General features: G+C 43.4%; 18 protein-coding genes. 14 read left to right on the plus strand and 4 right to left on the minus strand.

Annotation, left to right across the window (positions count from 1 at the left end; genetic code table 11):
* Nucleotides 1-62: 62 nt before the first annotated feature.
* Nucleotides 63-1,049 (plus strand): endonuclease/exonuclease/phosphatase family protein, encoded by a 987-nt coding sequence (locus AV939_RS11745; RefSeq protein WP_061997711.1) that lies wholly within the window; start codon nucleotides 63-65, stop codon nucleotides 1,047-1,049.
* Nucleotides 1,050-1,104: 55 nt separating this feature from the next.
* On the opposite strand, the gene AV939_RS11750 is transcribed toward AV939_RS11745, so the two are convergent.
* From AV939_RS11750 to AV939_RS11760, 3 genes are all read right to left on the minus strand, one after another.
* Nucleotides 1,105-1,686, minus strand: a complete 582-nt coding sequence (locus AV939_RS11750) for a hypothetical protein (RefSeq protein WP_057791179.1) — start codon at nucleotides 1,684-1,686, stop codon at nucleotides 1,105-1,107.
* Between the two features lie 85 nt (nucleotides 1,687-1,771).
* Complete coding sequence (locus AV939_RS11755) at nucleotides 1,772-2,362, minus strand: hypothetical protein (RefSeq protein WP_057791177.1); 591 nt, start codon at nucleotides 2,360-2,362, stop codon at nucleotides 1,772-1,774.
* Nucleotides 2,363-2,576: 214 nt separating this feature from the next.
* The gene (locus AV939_RS11760) at nucleotides 2,577-2,813 is read right to left on the minus strand and encodes a hypothetical protein (protein WP_057791175.1); all 237 of its coding nucleotides are present in this window, start codon (nucleotides 2,811-2,813) and stop codon (nucleotides 2,577-2,579) included.
* 141 nt (nucleotides 2,814-2,954) lie between these two features.
* Here AV939_RS11760 and AV939_RS11765 point away from each other — a divergent pair, with 141 nt between their 5' ends.
* The 7 genes from AV939_RS11765 to AV939_RS11795 all read left to right on the plus strand — a co-directional run bounded on the left by AV939_RS11765 (nucleotide 2,955) and on the right by AV939_RS11795 (nucleotide 9,127).
* Nucleotides 2,955-4,364: an ATP-binding protein gene (locus AV939_RS11765; RefSeq protein ID WP_061997712.1), complete on the plus strand. Its 1,410-nt coding sequence runs from the start codon at nucleotides 2,955-2,957 to the stop codon at nucleotides 4,362-4,364.
* A complete protein-coding gene (locus AV939_RS11770) occupies nucleotides 4,364-5,053 on the plus strand; it encodes a response regulator (RefSeq protein WP_057791171.1) in 690 nt (229 codons plus the stop codon). Before AV939_RS11765 ends, AV939_RS11770 begins: the two co-directional genes overlap by 1 nt.
* 146 nt (nucleotides 5,054-5,199) lie before the next feature.
* The gene (locus AV939_RS11775; protein WP_057791169.1) at nucleotides 5,200-6,222 is read left to right on the plus strand and encodes a YHYH protein; all 1,023 of its coding nucleotides are present in this window, start codon (nucleotides 5,200-5,202) and stop codon (nucleotides 6,220-6,222) included.
* Nucleotides 6,219-6,662 (plus strand): hypothetical protein, encoded by a 444-nt coding sequence (locus AV939_RS11780; RefSeq protein ID WP_057791167.1) that lies wholly within the window; start codon nucleotides 6,219-6,221, stop codon nucleotides 6,660-6,662. The genes AV939_RS11775 and AV939_RS11780 overlap by 4 nt, the downstream gene beginning before the upstream one ends.
* A gap of 239 nt (nucleotides 6,663-6,901) precedes the next feature.
* Nucleotides 6,902-7,804, plus strand: a complete 903-nt coding sequence (locus AV939_RS11785; protein ID WP_057791165.1) for a glycosyltransferase family 2 protein — start codon at nucleotides 6,902-6,904, stop codon at nucleotides 7,802-7,804.
* A gap of 31 nt (nucleotides 7,805-7,835) precedes the next feature.
* Nucleotides 7,836-8,501 carry a guanitoxin biosynthesis heme-dependent pre-guanitoxin N-hydroxylase GntA gene (gene gntA, locus AV939_RS11790; protein ID WP_061997713.1) on the plus strand — a complete coding sequence of 222 codons (666 nt, stop codon included), beginning with the start codon at nucleotides 7,836-7,838 and terminating at the stop codon, nucleotides 8,499-8,501.
* A gap of 38 nt (nucleotides 8,502-8,539) precedes the next feature.
* Nucleotides 8,540-9,127 (plus strand): DUF1989 domain-containing protein, encoded by a 588-nt coding sequence (locus tag AV939_RS11795; RefSeq protein ID WP_061998210.1) that lies wholly within the window; start codon nucleotides 8,540-8,542, stop codon nucleotides 9,125-9,127.
* Nucleotides 9,128-9,246: 119 nt separating this feature from the next.
* Here the strand turns inward: AV939_RS11795 and AV939_RS11800 are convergent, their stop codons facing one another.
* A complete protein-coding gene (locus AV939_RS11800; RefSeq protein WP_061997714.1) occupies nucleotides 9,247-10,440 on the minus strand; it encodes a DUF4861 family protein in 1,194 nt (397 codons plus the stop codon).
* A 154-nt stretch (nucleotides 10,441-10,594) separates the two neighbouring features.
* Between AV939_RS11800 and kduD the strand changes: the two genes are divergently transcribed.
* The 6 genes from kduD to AV939_RS11830 all read left to right on the plus strand — a co-directional run bounded on the left by kduD (nucleotide 10,595) and on the right by AV939_RS11830 (nucleotide 16,123).
* Entirely contained in the window at nucleotides 10,595-11,353 is a 759-nt protein-coding gene (gene kduD, locus AV939_RS11805; RefSeq protein ID WP_057791160.1) for a 2-dehydro-3-deoxy-D-gluconate 5-dehydrogenase KduD, read from the plus strand.
* 15 nt (nucleotides 11,354-11,368) lie between these two features.
* Nucleotides 11,369-12,214, plus strand: a complete 846-nt coding sequence (gene kduI, locus AV939_RS11810) for a 5-dehydro-4-deoxy-D-glucuronate isomerase (RefSeq protein ID WP_057791158.1) — start codon at nucleotides 11,369-11,371, stop codon at nucleotides 12,212-12,214.
* Between the two features lie 53 nt (nucleotides 12,215-12,267).
* Nucleotides 12,268-13,218 (plus strand): TRAP transporter substrate-binding protein, encoded by a 951-nt coding sequence (locus AV939_RS11815; protein ID WP_231701204.1) that lies wholly within the window; start codon nucleotides 12,268-12,270, stop codon nucleotides 13,216-13,218.
* 4 nt (nucleotides 13,219-13,222) lie between these two features.
* Nucleotides 13,223-13,714 (plus strand): TRAP transporter small permease, encoded by a 492-nt coding sequence (locus tag AV939_RS11820; protein WP_231701326.1) that lies wholly within the window; start codon nucleotides 13,223-13,225, stop codon nucleotides 13,712-13,714.
* Nucleotides 13,705-15,000 (plus strand): TRAP transporter large permease, encoded by a 1,296-nt coding sequence (locus AV939_RS11825; RefSeq protein ID WP_061997716.1) that lies wholly within the window; start codon nucleotides 13,705-13,707, stop codon nucleotides 14,998-15,000. Before AV939_RS11820 ends, AV939_RS11825 begins: the two co-directional genes overlap by 10 nt.
* A gap of 106 nt (nucleotides 15,001-15,106) precedes the next feature.
* Nucleotides 15,107-16,123 carry a LacI family DNA-binding transcriptional regulator gene (locus AV939_RS11830; protein WP_057791152.1) on the plus strand — a complete coding sequence of 339 codons (1,017 nt, stop codon included), beginning with the start codon at nucleotides 15,107-15,109 and terminating at the stop codon, nucleotides 16,121-16,123.
* The last annotated feature ends 103 nt before the right edge of the window (nucleotides 16,124-16,226 follow it).

Below are 16,226 nucleotides of genomic sequence, written 5' to 3' on the forward strand. Positions count from 1 at the left end.
GCCTTTTTAAAGCGTTTGCAAGCAAGCTAATAATGCAAAAAACAACTTAGTCAGGAACGACAATGAATATTTTACTGAACACCATGGCGATATTTCTTATCGCTGCCACTTTAGCGCCTTCACTTCCGTCGAAGCATTGGCTGGTTAGGGTATGGGAATTTCCACGGCTACAGCTACTAGGTTTAATGGTGATAGTCTTGATTACCCGAGGGGTTATGTATCCGTCGGATCTTTCTGCATTTAACACGCTTATCATCGCATTGCTTTACATTGGATTAATTGCCTGCGCGATTTACCAAGCTATTTGGATCTTGCCTTATACCTTCTTTTATAAAAAGGAAGTGGTTAAAGCATCTTCTCAAGATGCTGGTGAGAGTATTAGTATTTTATCTAGTAATGTTTTTATGCCCAATGAAGATTACGACAAGCTATTGAAGCATGTGCGAGACACTAATCCAGACTTCGTCGTTACTCTCGAATCTAACAAGCGCTGGGAAATAGCCCTATCGGCGTTAAACGAAACTCATCCACACCAGCAGCATTGCCCGTTGGAGAATCTGTATGGCATGCACCTATACAGCAAATACCCATTGAAAACTGCCAAGCTCAACTATTTAGTAGAAGATGATGTGCCCTCCATGCTTGTCACTATCGATATGGATGGACAAGATGTGACGCTTTACTTTTTACATCCGAAGCCACCTAGCCCTACAGAAAACAAAACAGCTAAACCCAGAGATGTCGAACTTACGATGGTAGGCCAAGAAATAGCTAAAAAAGACGGGCCAATTATTGTGGCGGGTGATTTAAACGATGTGGCATGGTCACCTACTACCCGAAAATTTAAGAAAATAAGCGGTATGCTGGACCCAAGAATCGGTCGTGCATTTTTCAATACGTTTCATGCCCACTACCCATTAGTTAAATGGCCATTGGATCATGTGTTTCATTCAAGTCACTTTATGCTTGAAGACATTAGAAAACTGCCTGACATTGGCTCAGATCACTACCCGCTGTTAACGCGGTTGAAACTAAAACCAAAAGCCTGAATACAGAACGTAAAAAGCCGCTATAAAGCGGCTTAATTTTGAAAATGCTTTACGATTAGGTAGGCACACGATGCGCTGGAACTGACCTAACCGCTTTCGTATTGTGATTAACACACCACATAACGCTTTCGCATGCTTCTTCACGGCGTTTAAAGTGTGCAAGACCAATAAGTTTATCTTCTCGCGGCCACACCGCTTGTTTTAAAATAGCGGTGTCGGTTTCGCTAAGTGCGCTGGTGTCTAAACTCATTTCAACCGCTTTTTTATTCGGTTTAATTAAAGAAGGTTGAGCATCGGTGATAATACTTTTTTTGACGCACACATATTCGCGCAATACAGGATCTCGAACCACACCTATGTATTCGTCATCGCAAATAATGGCTGGCCACCCTTCAGATATTCGGCTCTGCCAGAACATTACAACTGTAAAGGCCACTAAAACAAACAGGGTTAAACCAATAAACTGACTGTCTAAATCCGGTGCAACAGAAACAATTATTCCTACTAATGCAGCAAATAATATCCACCCACCAAATACCCTTCGCATGGCATTGGGTGAAATACCAGAAATAACACTAACTTGTTTTAACTGGCTTTTTTCATAGTTGCGAAGTTCAACTACCGATTCAGAGTTCACAACTCTCTCCACTTGATTTTTACTCACTTTATAAAGATATGATTACGCTCACAAGTGAACCATAGTTTATTATACTAATTAAGATTTACGCTGACTTAGGAAGTTCCGTCGACAATTGACATATTTCAAAATGCATTGAGTCTGCAAGATTATCTTGCTGACGACGTAATTTTGTTAAGATCACAGACGGCTCTGGCTCTCCGAAAAAAAACCATTCAGCAAAGCGCTTTCCAAGCCCGCCACTTCGTAACTGATAAACATGCACTACATAGCGGTATCCATTTACGTAAGCATCTTGGTAAGCACGGCTTTCGTCTACTGATGTCAAACCGCCTCTAGGGTGAATAGCAAAGCTTTTCACCCCTGCTCCTCGTTTGGTTAAAAACGATATTCCCGCTTCAGATACACGCTTAACCGCAGCCTGCTTAAGGGCCTCTAGCGAAATATGCAAATAGGGCACATCAATTTTACCGAACAACCTACAGGCATTTGGGCATCCTGGCGCTAGCCCCACTGAAAAAGCCGTGTGGTCTCGCCCTTCCCAAGGGCGGATCCATACGTAAGGGCTAACGTGAACATAAAGTTCAATGCCATCACACTGGATGCTAAATACGTCTGGGACCTCTGGATTTCTGGCGTTTACTAGCTCGTTAAGGCGCTCGTCACTGTATTGCATACTAGGCCTCCAATAAGATATTTTAAGCTAATGCGCTGTGAAAAACCTAACAAAAGGGCGCGCTATTAATGCTTAGCTTAATGATTGACTAGTATGACATATTCGGTATTTTTTTGTTAGAGCGTTCTGTAATAACAAAGCAAAAACTGACGGTGTATATTTACACTGCCAGCTTACGTTTTTAGATGGGTATAGAAATAATATACTGGGGGAATTAACGCTGTTGACGATGGTTTTCAGGAACCGCTACCAGTTGTTCCTCAACCAATTCGCAAGTACCTTCCACGCTGTCACCGCGACGGGTTTCAAAAGAGACCGTATCGCCCTCAGATTTATCTTCACATGCTTCAATAGCTTCAGGTGGCGGACCATTCGGTCGACCCTGTTGCGCAAATGCGCTTAAACTTCCTGTGAGAAGAGTGGCAACGAATACAAGCTTTAACAATTTCATGACTTTTCCTAAGAAGATTAACTAACTCACATTCAGCATACGCGTTAAATGTGCAGATTCAGTGTAGAGAAGATGTAGAAGTAACGGAATAAAAGCAGAAACAATTGTTAGCAACGTACAAGCATAGATATACTCAGCACAATGAAACTATCCCATAAATTACTTGTTATTCTTGTTGGCTTTACCTGTGTGTCTTTGTCGCTTTCACTAGCACTTGCACGATGGAGCTTCGAGCAAGGCTTTAATGAATTTATTCAAAATCAGGAGCGAGAGCGCCTGATGAGTTTACGTCGCGTGCTTATTGCAGAGTACCGCAGCAATAATAATAGTTGGGATAATATTGAAATAGAGCGTGTTGCACCTACTGGCATCCCTCATCGCCGCCCCGGCATGCGCCCTCACCCCGGTGGATTCCCTCCCCCTAGGCATCAGATTGACGATGTATCTGCCGGCCCACCTACATTACTGACTAATGCCTCTGGGAACATTATATCTGGGCAAGATTCCTATGCAGACGAAAACGAACGAAATGAAGTAAGCGTGAAACTTGAAGTCAACGGCGAGCTCATAGGTTGGCTTACCAGTTACCCACCCAAAACACCTGACTCTGATGTCGCTCGTGCTTTTTCTGCACAACAGTTGCACGCCATTATTTTTATAGGATTGGTATCACTTATCGCCTCGCTTGTACTGGCATTGGGCGTTGCGCCCCACATGCTAAGCCCTTTCAAGGCAATTTTACAAAGCGTTAAAGGCCTTACCGCACATCAATATAAAACCAACTTGCCAGAAAATCGTCCTGATGAGTTTGGCGAGCTAATGCGGCACATAAACACATTGGGAAATACCCTTGAAGCGCATAAAAATACTAAAAGCCAATGGCTAGCTGATATTTCTCATGAACTTCGTACTCCCCTCACTATATTGTCTGGCGAAATTGAACTGATAAAAGCAGGAATTCGACCACTTGATCAAAAACAACTCGCTTCGTTTGACCAAGAGGTTTCGCGCTTGTCTTTATTGGTTGAAGATTTATACCAATTATCACTGTCTGATATTGGCGGGCTTTCTTATCATTTCTCGTCAGTGGATCTGAGCCAAGTAATAGCGCAACAAAGCGAAAGCCTTGCGCATATTTTTGATACAAAAGGGCTTACCTTCACTTTTTCCTGCCCACCCAACATCACCATTAATGCCGATCACCAGCGCTTGAAGCAACTTATGCTTAACTTGTTAGTTAACGCTTGTGAGTACACCGATGCGCCAGGTACCGTGGAGTTAGTGGTTTCAGAACAACCTTCGTTTGTCGTTATTATTGTACAAGACTCAGCGCCGAGCATTGCGAAAGAAAATGCAGCAGCATTATTTGAACCTTTGTTTAGAGAAGATGCCTCACGTAGGCGTCGAACACAAGGCGCCGGCCTTGGTCTATCAATTAGTAAACAAATTATAGAAGCCCATGGTGGCAAAATTAGCGCGTCAGTTTCGTCACTCGGCGGCGTTAAAATTACAGCAGAGCTGCCCAAATATTTCACTACGGATAATAACTAATGACATCGCACAAACATGTACTCATTGTTGAAGATGAAGATAAAATTGCGCAAATTTTAGTTGAGTTTCTTGCCTTGGAAGGGTTCACATCTACCGTACTGAATGAAGGTACCCATGTTGTTGATATGGTAAAAAAGGAAGCCCCCACGGCCATTATACTAGATAGGATGTTGCCCGGTGTGGACGGACTCACCATTTGCAAATCGTTACGTAGTTTTTCTATGGTACCCATTATCATGTTGACCGCTCGAGTCGATGAAATAGACCGACTTATTGGTCTTGAAGCGGGTGCCGATGACTATGTTTGTAAACCCTTTTCAGCGCGTGAAGTGGTAGCACGGATACAAGCTATATTGCGGCGAACCACTCAACAAACCAAAACTGAGTCTTCATTAGAAAAACTCACTTTTCGCCACATCGAGTTGGATATGTCTCGCTTTGAATGCGCTGTGGATGGCAACATTATTGAGCTCACGCCGGTAGAATTTCGGTTGTTGAAAACGATGATGACGAAACCCGGTGTAGTTTACTCGCGAGACCAACTTATGGAACTTGGCTACGAAGATGGCAGAGTAGTCAGTAACCGCACCATCGACAGCCATATGAAAAACTTGCGCCACAAGTTAGCTACGGATGAACACATCAGTCCTATTCATGCGGTATACGGCATAGGCTACAAAGTACAATAGCCTGTTTTAGATAAAGTACAGTAGCCTTCTATACATCTTCATTAAAGCCTCTTTGAACCTGCACATAAACTGCACTTTTTAGCGATAGTCTTTGATTCGGTATTCCAATAGATATTCAAATCTAAAAGACAGTTCTGAGGCATTTTATGAAGACGTCATTTTACGCACTGCTTGTACTTACGTTGCTGGGCACATCCGCCTGCTCTGATAGCGACAATTCCAATAACACTTCAACAGCAGCAAGCGATACTTCCACTGGCTCAGATTCAGATGGCGATAGCGATGGTGATAGCGACGCCGACAGTGTTGTTACTGGTCCCAACCCAGACTATTTTTTAGCCGCCGGCCTGGCCGAAACTATTACTACCACGACGTGTACGCTTACGGATGGTACCACTACCGAATGCTACAAAGTCGTTATCAATGGAGCTCCTGCCAATACGGAAATTGGCCCCTTTTGCCCTTCGAATATTACAGATGATGCCACTAAAGGCGGTATATGGTTTGATGGAAGTGGCGACGTATATCAGCTGGAAGGACAATTCTTTGTTGACGTTAAAGCCCTTTATGGCGATGACTGGGAATTATACGATGAAGATACTGGCGATATTTTTGTGACCGATACACAGGTGGCGTGTGAAGCTGCAGCCCGCCCAAATGTAGCAGCGGAATATCAAAACCACTGCGTGCAGTGTTCAATTAGTTATTACGACGGCGGTATGCAACAAACTATTCTTATTCCAGTTACCCCAGTACCTTTATCAAACCCCGAATCTATTGGTGCTGACTTGGGCGTTTCACTTAATGGTGTAGTGATAGCAGGCCCTGCCCCTGTGTCCCAAATACTGGCGGCAAATACCATTGCAGCATTCGACGATTGTGGTGGCCACGTGAACCCCGCTGAAGGCTATCATTACCATGCTTCGTTAGGGTGTAGCGAAGTGGTAACCAGTATTGATGAGCATGCCAACCTAATGGGCTATGCACTTGATGGCTACGGTATCTACGGCATGTTAAATGCCAATGGAGAGGAAGACTATGATCTTGATGAGTGCAGAGGCCATGAAGACGATACAAGAGGCTATCACTATCATGCAGCAAGTGCAGCAGAAAATATGTTTATCGGCTGCTATCAAGGTGCCCAAGGCAGTATAGAGGTAAATGAATGATGTCCATATGTGCCAAATCGCTCAAGATATTATTTGAAAAGTCAGCCGAACGTTTACCTCTACTCTCATTGGTAACGGTACTAGCAATGGCATACTCGACGACAGTTTTGGCTCACAGCGGTCATATTCACAACGAAGCATTTGAAGCCTGTAAAACAAAAACGAAGGGCGAAGCGTGTCATTACCTTGTAGCCGATACCCAGCGTTATAAAGGCAGCTGCCAAGTTTTCAATTTAAAGACCTTATGTGTTCGAAGTGAACCCATCGAATATTTACAAAGCTTGCCAGATAAAATAGGGATAGAAGCTATAACAAACAATGCAAGTCCGCAGCAGCCAGATACTGTTCAAGCTAACAAAGTTAATGCGGCTAACATTCTCTCCCCAGTGAACCAAATCACTCCCAGTGAGCAGCAAACCTCTTCTAAAATGGGGCATTAGCCCCCATTCTCAAACTATGAAATAGATTCACACTGAGTGAATTCTTTGCAAGCCTAAGCACTGGCACCCTTCACAAAAAGAAATAATCTCCAAACTTTTCAACATATTAGACTAAGGTCTAATTATTGCTAGATTACCTGCAAGTAAGCATTACAGATAAGACAGTTAGTGCAACGTTTGATAGCGATGACAGAAGTTCGGTTATCAATCACTCACCAAAGGGAAATTAGGAGGTTTACATGCATTCACCCGTCAGTGTTGTCACGATAGTAAAAAGTCGTACAGAAAAACTCTGCAGACTCATAGAACAGCTTGAGTCGTGTAACCCACTACCCGATGAACTTGTCATTGTTTGGATGTGCTCTCCTTCAACGCTTTCACTAGCGAAGAGTGAGAAATTTAACATCGTGCATAAGTTCGTGGCTAACGGCGCGTTACCCATTGCTAGAGCACGCAACCGAGGCTTACAAGAAGCCAAGAGTAATCTTTTAGCTTACATAAATGTTGATGCCATCGTGGATAAAAACTTCATCGCTAAGGGGATGAACGCGTGGTGTCCAGGCTCAGTGGTATTTACCAAAGTGACATTCGTTCCAGAGTCACAATGGACTTTTCCCCACGACACTTTATGCCACATTAAAAGCCAAGAATTACCAGACGAAGACAATAACGAAATTCCGTCAAGACAACAGGAAGATGATCATGGAAAGTTTAGTGACGATAGCATTTGTTCTACAGTGTTTTTTATTAGCAAGACAGATTTTAAGAAAACCGGCGGTTTCGATGAAGGTTACGACGGCTTCGGGCTAAACGACGAAGACTTTTTTACAAATTGTCGTTCACTGGGTTTTTCTTTAAATCAAATTGAATTGCAGACCTTTGCTCCAGAACGACCAAACTACCGCTGCCCTATTAATCACCTTCTTGATTTTGTCAGAAACGCTGAGCGTTATCACGCGAAATGGGGCGTTAACCCTTGTATCGATGTGCTAAATGCATACGCAGAAGCCGGTTACATTAATGAAGATTTTGAAACCGCTGGCATTCATGTTCTGCAATTGCCTAAGCGGGAAAAACCAGCCTCTGAAAACGATGATTCATCGCAAGAACATGATACAACGTTGATTAAGCAATCTGCTTAAAATTCGTGGGAAGACTAATCAAGGAGTGAGTATGTCTATTTTAAAGCCTGATTTAGAACACAAGGTATCAGCCTTTATTGATCAAGCTGATTATCCCTGCGTAGGGGCTAAAACTGCTTTGAACAAAGGCAAAATCACGGTTAAACAGTACGATAATTTTCGATGCGACATGAATGACACCGACATCTTGACGGACATCTACGACTTCATTCATCGTTTTGAGCTAGAAAAAGACATGTATTCCTCGCTGGTACTAACTTTCGAACAACCGGAAATTTTGAGCGAGGTTGTTTTTGATAAATTACTGTGGCGCAAGCTTCAGCAACTTCATGATATCGACGCGTGCATGCACGATTGGGATAACCAAGTAGACGAAAATCCGCATAGCCCTAACTTTAGTTTTAGCTTGGGTGGTAAAGCGTTTTTTATCATTGGACTTCACCCAGGTGCAAAGCGAAAAAGTAGACGCTTCGAACGCCCCGCGCTGGTATTTAATCTTCACGAACAATTCGAATTACTTCGTGAACAAGGCAAATTTGAAGATTTAAGAGACCACATTCGTCAACAAGACGAAGCCTTCTGTGGGTCAAAAAATACCTTATTGCAAAATCACGGCGAGCAGTCAGAAGCCTATCAGTACAGTGGAAAGCAGCAGCCAAAGCGTTGGCAATGTCCTTTCCACGCAAGTCAAAACTAATTTACACAAATTCAAATAAAGAAAATAAAGAGGCAGCAATGCGACAAACCATTCAACCAAGAAGCGGCACAGCATTCACCATTAAAAAAGGTGAAAGACTTAAAGTTATTGATCCTGAAGGAGAACAAGTTGCCGATTTATATGCTTTCAATGCCCACGATAAAAATGAGTTCATGTCGTCAGGCCGTTCGCTAGATTATAACGAAAGTACCCATTTTGCAGCTGGCTGTAAGCTCTATTCCAATGAGAGTCAGGTGATGTTTGATATTATTGAAGACACGGTAGAAGAACACGACTTTCTCTTAACCCCTTGCAGTGTAGATACCTTCAAACACTTCTACCCTAGTGAAACGCCTGTACCTGGATGCCATGGTAACCTAGTGGCCGCTTTTGCTGAATTCGACATTCCTGCACACCACATTGGCACTACATTCAATACCTTTATGAACGTGGATGTGAGCCCCGAAGGAAAAATTGCCGTGTTACCACCTACAAGCAAAGCAGGCGATTTCACTATTTTTGAAGCAAAAATGGATATGATTGTAGGTCTTACTGCATGCTCTGCGGGCGAATCGAATAACTTTCGCTATAAACCTATTCAGTTTGAAATTTTGCCTGCGTTATAGGTAAAAATAATAATGCCATCTCAAAAGAGGCATGACTCGGTATGGGAATACCATTTTATAATAAACACCGCATAACGTTCAATTTGCTGGCGATTGTTAAAACCGCCAGCAATTGCAATTTACATTACTTGTAAACCGTGGTTTAAAGCCCGAACCTTTTGACGCAATAAGGTTTCGAAGCTAGCCTTTGGGTTTTCTGCTCTATCTCTTGCAGGCCAGTATGCCATAATTTCATACTCGAACGAGGTGGCGGGTTTAAAAGTAATCAAATGATCGAACTCACCTTTAGCTACACTACTAACCTCATCTAGTTGATAAAACACAGCTAGGCCAAGTAAGTCATTGTCACTTAACACACTCTGCTCTCCCCATGTAGCAATAACGCCCCATTTGCCTTCTGCAAATGCGATTTTCGTCGTTCCCTCATGTGCTACCAGTCCTGTAACTATATTCGATGTAGGAGATGACGTTTTAACCGTTATACGTGTTGATGCATCTCCGGTATTAATCTTATAGCGGGTTTCCACATCAAACCCGTCATTTGAGTTTTCCCGTGTACGCCAATTACTGTAGCTAACATTGAAGGCTGCAGTTAAGTGCGTATTCTCAGTTAATGCCCATCGGGTATCGTCAACATATTGAAAGTGCAGAACCCCTTCTTCGACTTGCCTTCCTAGTGCACCCAGCCCAAGTGACTTCCCTACTTTCAACGCATCACCGCCCCAGTCTGCAAGTTTATGGTAAGCGTCATAACCGTCGTTGCCTACTTGTGGCAATACCACATCATCCGACGTTTTGGCAAAAACATCGATAGCATTTCGCCAGTCTAGGTACAGTCGATAGCCTATCTTGTCATTTTCCCAACCGGGTCCTTCATACTTTAAAAAGTAAGAGTGGTCAGTCAGCTGTGAAGGTGCAGTAAAAGATTCTACAGGCTGAAATGAAAAACCATCTGCCGTATAAGCCGCGCCTTCCCATTGCCCCCCTGAGCGTACTGATAGCTCAGCGTGGGCGGTGTCGGTTACCGACTCTTTGGTTTGAACTAGAGAAAATTCTTTTTCCGCACCCGGTTCCATCTGGATATAAGCGTACAAAGTAGCCTCACCACTTGCGTTCTCACGCCATTCCGATGCTACCTCTTTTAATAACCAACCACGGTATTCTTCGTCCAATGGTATTGAGACCTCTTGAGTGACAAACCCTCCTTCTGCTGGGTTTTTAACCATCACACTTGGTATATTATTATTTTCGCCTTCAGAACACGCCGTTAATATTATTGGCAAAATTAGCGCTAAACCTATAATAAATCTCATATTTTCATCTCCAATCACTGATTAACAATGCATTATTTATAAAACAATATATTGACAAATGCCACCGGTGGCAATTATTTTATAAATTGTTAACTTAATGTGTAAATTTGGTTAGGATAAAAAGCACATTTTCTGAGAATAAGAGGAAATGAATATGGTGAACTTTAATTTAGAAGGGAAAACCGCCCTCGTTACCGGAGCAAGCCGGGGAATTGGACAAGCACTGGCCTTATCCTTAGCCGGTGCTGGCGCTCACGTTATATGCTCAAGTTCACGAGAAGGTGGATGTGAAAACACGCTTCACAAAATAGATGCCATAGGTGGTAGTGCACGGGCAATAAGTGCTGATTTAAGCAACCTAGATGCAGTTGCCAATTTAGCGACATCTGCCATTAAACAGGGCAAACGAATTGATATATTGGTCAATAACGGCGGTACCATATTTCGAGCTCCTGCTACAGAGTTTCCTTTAGATGCTTGGCAACAAGTGATGAAAGTGAACCTTGACGCTGCATTTTTACTAAGTCAAGCCATTGGAAAACATATGATCTCTCATGATGGCGGCAAAATTATCAATATAGCTTCCATGTTGAGTTTTAGTGGTGGTGTAACGGTTCCAGCCTACACAGCAAGCAAACACGCAATTGCGGGCTTAACCAAAGCACTCGCCAATGAATGGGGTACTTCGAATATTCAAGTTAACGCTATTGCACCAGGTTATATCAAAACTGATAACACCCAAGCCCTACAAGATGACGCTAAACGCAGCGCAGAAATTCTTTCTCGAATTCCCGCTGGGAGATGGGGTGAAGTTGACGATTTAGCGGGGGCAGCTGTTTTTCTAGCAAGTTCAGCAAGCAATTACGTAAGCGGCCACACCCTCGCGGTGGATGGCGGTTTTCTCGCAAGATAGATGAAGGAAAAGATGATGAATCCAGAGATTGATGTTCGCTATGCCATTGGCAAAAAAGAAGCAAACGCTTACAACACTGAAGAACTACGAGATGCTTTTTTAACCTCCTCACTCATGTCGAAGGGCGAAGTGGTTTGGATTTACACCCATTATGAGCGATTCATGTTGGGAAGCGCAGTACCAACCACCGATGTGCTTACCCTTGATACTATTGAAGACCAGTTAAAAATGCCTTATTTCACTGCACGCCGCGAAGTTGGCATCATCAATATTGGTGGCGCAGGTACAGTCACAGTGAATGGTAATGAGTACCACCTTGCTCCCGAAGAAGCCTTGTACATTGGTAAAGGAAATGAGCAAATTTCTTTTGCGTCTGACGATGCGAATAATCCTGCTAAATATTATATGAATTCTGCGCCTGCTCACCATGCCTACCCCTGTAAAAAAGTAGGTAAAGACGATGCCAACGTGCTGCATTTAGGCAGCCAAGAAACCTCTAATGAGCGAGATATTAAGCAATTACTGATTAATACCGTTGTAGACACATGCCAATTACAAATGGGGCTAACACGCCTTCACAATGGCAGTGTTTGGAATACAATGCCGGCGCATCAGCACGATAGAAGGAACGAAGTATATTTCTATTTTGATATGAATGAAGAAAATCGTGTGTGCCATTTTATGGGAGAACCCCATGAAACACGTCATTTATTTGTGGCAAATGAAGAAGCCATTATTTCCCCTCCGTGGTCAATTCACTGCGGCGTAGGTACAGGAAGCTATGCATTCATATGGGGGATGGCGGGTGAAAACCTTGACTACGATGACATGGACAAGTTTCCACCTTCAGCCTTACGTTAATGAATGGCATGGATAGTATTATGCAGTGTTTTAGCAAGTTTATGGTCTTAGTAATGAGCGTATTTACGCTCTTTGCGTGCTCTCAACACGAGAGTAGCGGCGAAATCACCGTACTGCGTTTGGGTCATACTCTAGACACCCAGCACTCAGTGCATAAAGCCATGGAGTTTTTGGGGGAACGCCTTGAATACTATTCAGACGGTAAGATGACAGTCATCATTTACCCTGGTAGCCAATTAGGTACCGAAAGGGAAATGATAGAGCTTTTACAAATTGGATCTTTGGCGATGACCAAGGTTTCAGCAAGTCCTCTTGAAGGCTTTTCGCCAGACATGAAAATCTTCAGTATCCCTTATATTTTCAAAAACAATGAGCATTTTTGGCGGGTGCTAAACAGTGAGCTTGGTAGCGACCTGTTGAGTGGCGTTGAAGATTTTCGTTTAAAAGGCTTGGGATATTACGATGCAGGAAGCCGAAGCTTTTACTCCAACGATCGCCCTATCAAAACACCGAGCGATTTAAAAGGGATGAAAATTAGAGTACTCAACAGCCCTACCGCAGTGGCAACAGTAAGGGCTCTGGGCGGCGCAGCAACACCTGTATCTTGGGGGGAGCTTTATACTGCACTTCAACAAGGCGTAGTGGATGGCGCTGAGAATAATCCGCCTAGTTACCACCTTTCTAGGCATTACGAAATAGCCAGATATTATAGCTTGGACGAACACACGAGTGTTCCCGATGTAATGCTTTGTTCACTCCCCGTTTGGGAATCCTTAAACTCACAACAACAAGAATGGCTGACCAAAGCGATGCAAGACTCTGTTCAGTTTCAGCGCCAGCTTTGGACAACCTCAACAGCAGAGTCACTAGCACAAGTTGAAGCAGAAGGTGTAACCGTTATTCGTCCAAACAAACAACCATTCGTAGACGCGGTCAAACCTTTTCACGATAGTTTCACCGGCACCCATATTGGTGAGCTCATTACGCAAATAAAAGCGATGTAAGTTGATGATTATTAAAACGCTAGACAAGTTACTTGCTGGAACCTTGATTATTGCCATGACAAGTATATTACTCACCGTAATTTGGCAGGTAATATCGCGATACATTTTGCAAGATCCCGCGTCTGTCACAGAAGAACTCTCACGCTTCTTTCTCATGTGGATAGGCATACTAGGCGCAGCTTACGCGTATCGCCAGCATGCTCACCTTGGTTTTAATTTACTCGTAGAGCGTCAATCCCCTGTGGTAAAACGCGTTCTGTTAACCCTAGTTGAAGTATTCGTTATCACGTTTTGTGCTTTGGTCATGGTCTACGGTGGCACTGAACTAGTGATGTTAACACTAGAACTCGATCAAATTTCTGCGGCGTTAGGCATAAAAATGGGGTTGATTTATCTAGTACTCCCCCTTTCAGGCGGACTTATTGTTATCTACAGCATAGTGAACATTTTTACACTATGGCATTCACCTGAGAAGGAGTTTAACGAATGGAATTAACCGGTATAGTACTTCTTGTGGGATTCTTTTTGCTTTTACTGCTCAATGTGCCCATCTCTATCAGTATAGGATTAGCCACTCTTATCGCAATGTTGATGAGTATGGATTTAGCGCCAGCAACCATTACTGTTGCCCAGCGAATGGCTGGAGGACTAAATAGTTTTGCCCTTTTGGCTATCCCTTTCTTCGTACTGTCAGGCCTAATTATGGGTCGAGGTGGGATTGCAAAGCGGTTAATCGAATGTGCTATGGCTCTTATTGGTGCCTTACCAGGAGGCTTGGCACTGGTCAATGTGGTGTCTTGTATGCTATTTGGTGCTATATCAGGCTCTGCGGTTGCTGCCACATCCGCTATTGGCAGCTTTATGCTACCTGAAATGAAAAAAGCAGGTTACGAACCAAATTTCAGCGCTGCAGTAACCGCCGCCGCGTCAACTACAGGGATGCTAATCCCTCCTAGCAATATCCTTATTGTTTATGCCATCGCCAGTGGCGGCGTGTCGATTGCCGCTTTATTCATGGCAGGATATGTACCGGGAATTATGGTGGGGCTAGCATTAATGATTGTGTGTTTTGGCTATGCCAAAGCCAAAGGCTATCCACTGTCTGCCCGACTTCCCTTATCAATAGTGTTACAAAAAGTAGGCGCTGCCCTGCCCTCATTATTTCTCATTGTATTAGTCATCGGTGGGATTGTGGGCGGTATCTTTACTGCCACCGAGGCTGGCGCGATTGCCGTGGTTTATGCTCTGTTACTTGCAGTGGTGTTTTATCGCGAAGTAGAGGTTAAAGCACTTCCTAATATTTTGTTGAAATCCGCAGAAACCACAGCGATTGTTATGCTATTGATTGCAGCATCTACCGCAATGAGTTGGTTACTGTCGTATGAAAATATTCCGCAAATCTTAAGCAATGCATTGCTGGCAATTAGCGACAACCCCATTCTAATTTTACTATTAATCAATTTGTTACTTATTGTCGTGGGTGCCTTTTTAGATATGACGCCGGCCGTACTTATCTTTACGCCCATATTTTTACCCGTTGCCATTCAACTGGGTATGTCTGAGCTACAGTTCGGTATAATGCTTGTTTTAAACTTGTCTATTGGGTTGTGTTCTCCTCCAGTAGGCGCGGTGCTTTTTATTACCTGTGCGATTGCAAAAACAAAATTAGAGAATATTATCAAGCCGTTGCTCCCTCTCTACTTTGCCATGTTCGTTGTATTGATGTTAGTTACTTACGTTCCCTGGTTTAGTGAAGCCCTGCCTAGGGCGCTAGGCTTTTGAAATATGTCAACGAACTGGTGTCAAATGGAATGACTTTATTTTATGGTACTATTCATTCAATAATGTTCAGTAAATTCAATACTCAACCTGCGGAAACTTACCGATAATGAACAAACGCCCCACAATTAATGATGTAGCCCGCCTTGCTGGCGTATCGAAACGAACGGTATCTCGGGTCATTAATGGCGCATCTAATGTGGGCAAAGCAACGCGCGAGCGAATTGATGAAGTAATAAAAGAAACCGGCTTTTCACCTGACAAGCAAGCCCGAGGGCTTGCCGCCAGTAGGTCATTTCTTATCGGGCTTATTTACGATAACCCCGATGCTCTGTATATCGATCAGGTTCAGCGTGGCGTACTAAGCGTCTGCTCTGAAAAAGGTTATGAACTGGTTGTTCATCCTTGCAACTACAATACCGACGACTTTATTAGTAACTGTATTCAATTTGTCAGTCGATCTCGTATAGATGGCGTCATCATATTGCCACCGGTATCCGAAGCTAAAGAGTTAGCTGAAGCACTCAGAGAAAAACAGATTAATTACGTTCGTATGGCCTCGGTGGACTTAGATGATCACAGCAACATTGTTGTCTCAGATGATCGGGCTGCCCTTCGTGACTTAGCCCGATACATGGTGTCTCTAGGACACCGAGACATTGGTATTATTAGCGGTCCACAGCGTTATTACTCATCTAAAGAGCGACTTGAAGGTTTTTTAGAAACATTGAATGAGTTGCACGTTGAAGTTCCCGTAGACCGTATTATCGAAGGTAAGAACAGTTATGAAAGTGGTATTGAATGCGCCAGAACCCTGCTCATTCAGTCACCCCGCGTTAAAGCTATTTTCGCTAACAACGATGAAATGGCCGCTGGTGTACTCAAGGTTGCACATGAAATGGGCATTACTGTTCCTGATGAATTGTCGGTAGCAGGCTTTGATGACAACTTGCTGGCAGCACGAGTAATTCCTGCATTAACTACAGTTCAGAGGCCTGTAGGCGATATGGCCGCACTTGCGGCTAGGAAAATAATCGCTCAAATCGAAGGCACTGAAGTGAGTGAAACAGAGACCTACTTAGTTAAACCCCACCTTATTATTCGTGATTCTATAAAAAGAGTGTAATTTTTAGCCGCCACCACTAATAAATGATTAGTTTTCCTTTACTATGCCACCGGTGGCACGTATATTACAAAGTGTTAAAATAAACCAATCTGTTTAGTACGTC

This window comes from Alteromonas sp. Mac1 (genome assembly GCF_001562125.1).
GTDB classification, from domain to species: domain Bacteria; phylum Pseudomonadota; class Gammaproteobacteria; order Enterobacterales; family Alteromonadaceae; genus Alteromonas; species Alteromonas stellipolaris.

Excerpts from the sequence above, each read along its gene's own strand:
- AV939_RS11745 (WP_061997711.1), top strand. The coding sequence starts at position 63 with ATGAATATTTTACTGAACACCATGGCGATATTTCTTATCGCTGCCACT.
- AV939_RS11755 (WP_057791177.1), bottom strand. The coding sequence starts at position 2,362 with ATGCAATACAGTGACGAGCGCCTTAACGAGCTAGTAAACGCCAGAAAT.
- AV939_RS11760 (WP_057791175.1), bottom strand. The coding sequence starts at position 2,813 with ATGAAATTGTTAAAGCTTGTATTCGTTGCCACTCTTCTCACAGGAAGT.
- AV939_RS11765 (WP_061997712.1), top strand. The coding sequence starts at position 2,955 with ATGAAACTATCCCATAAATTACTTGTTATTCTTGTTGGCTTTACCTGT.
- AV939_RS11770 (WP_057791171.1), top strand. The coding sequence starts at position 4,364 with ATGACATCGCACAAACATGTACTCATTGTTGAAGATGAAGATAAAATT.
- AV939_RS11775 (WP_057791169.1), top strand. The coding sequence starts at position 5,200 with ATGAAGACGTCATTTTACGCACTGCTTGTACTTACGTTGCTGGGCACA.
- AV939_RS11780 (WP_057791167.1), top strand. The coding sequence starts at position 6,219 with ATGATGTCCATATGTGCCAAATCGCTCAAGATATTATTTGAAAAGTCA.
- AV939_RS11785 (WP_057791165.1), top strand. The coding sequence starts at position 6,902 with ATGCATTCACCCGTCAGTGTTGTCACGATAGTAAAAAGTCGTACAGAA.
- gntA (WP_061997713.1), top strand. The coding sequence starts at position 7,836 with ATGTCTATTTTAAAGCCTGATTTAGAACACAAGGTATCAGCCTTTATT.
- AV939_RS11795 (WP_061998210.1), top strand. The coding sequence starts at position 8,540 with ATGCGACAAACCATTCAACCAAGAAGCGGCACAGCATTCACCATTAAA.
- AV939_RS11800 (WP_061997714.1), bottom strand. The coding sequence starts at position 10,440 with ATGAGATTTATTATAGGTTTAGCGCTAATTTTGCCAATAATATTAACG.
- kduD (WP_057791160.1), top strand. The coding sequence starts at position 10,595 with ATGGTGAACTTTAATTTAGAAGGGAAAACCGCCCTCGTTACCGGAGCA.
- kduI (WP_057791158.1), top strand. The coding sequence starts at position 11,369 with ATGAATCCAGAGATTGATGTTCGCTATGCCATTGGCAAAAAAGAAGCA.
- AV939_RS11815 (WP_231701204.1), top strand. The coding sequence starts at position 12,268 with ATGAGCGTATTTACGCTCTTTGCGTGCTCTCAACACGAGAGTAGCGGC.
- AV939_RS11820 (WP_231701326.1), top strand. The coding sequence starts at position 13,223 with ATGATTATTAAAACGCTAGACAAGTTACTTGCTGGAACCTTGATTATT.
- AV939_RS11825 (WP_061997716.1), top strand. The coding sequence starts at position 13,705 with ATGGAATTAACCGGTATAGTACTTCTTGTGGGATTCTTTTTGCTTTTA.
- AV939_RS11830 (WP_057791152.1), top strand. The coding sequence starts at position 15,107 with ATGAACAAACGCCCCACAATTAATGATGTAGCCCGCCTTGCTGGCGTA.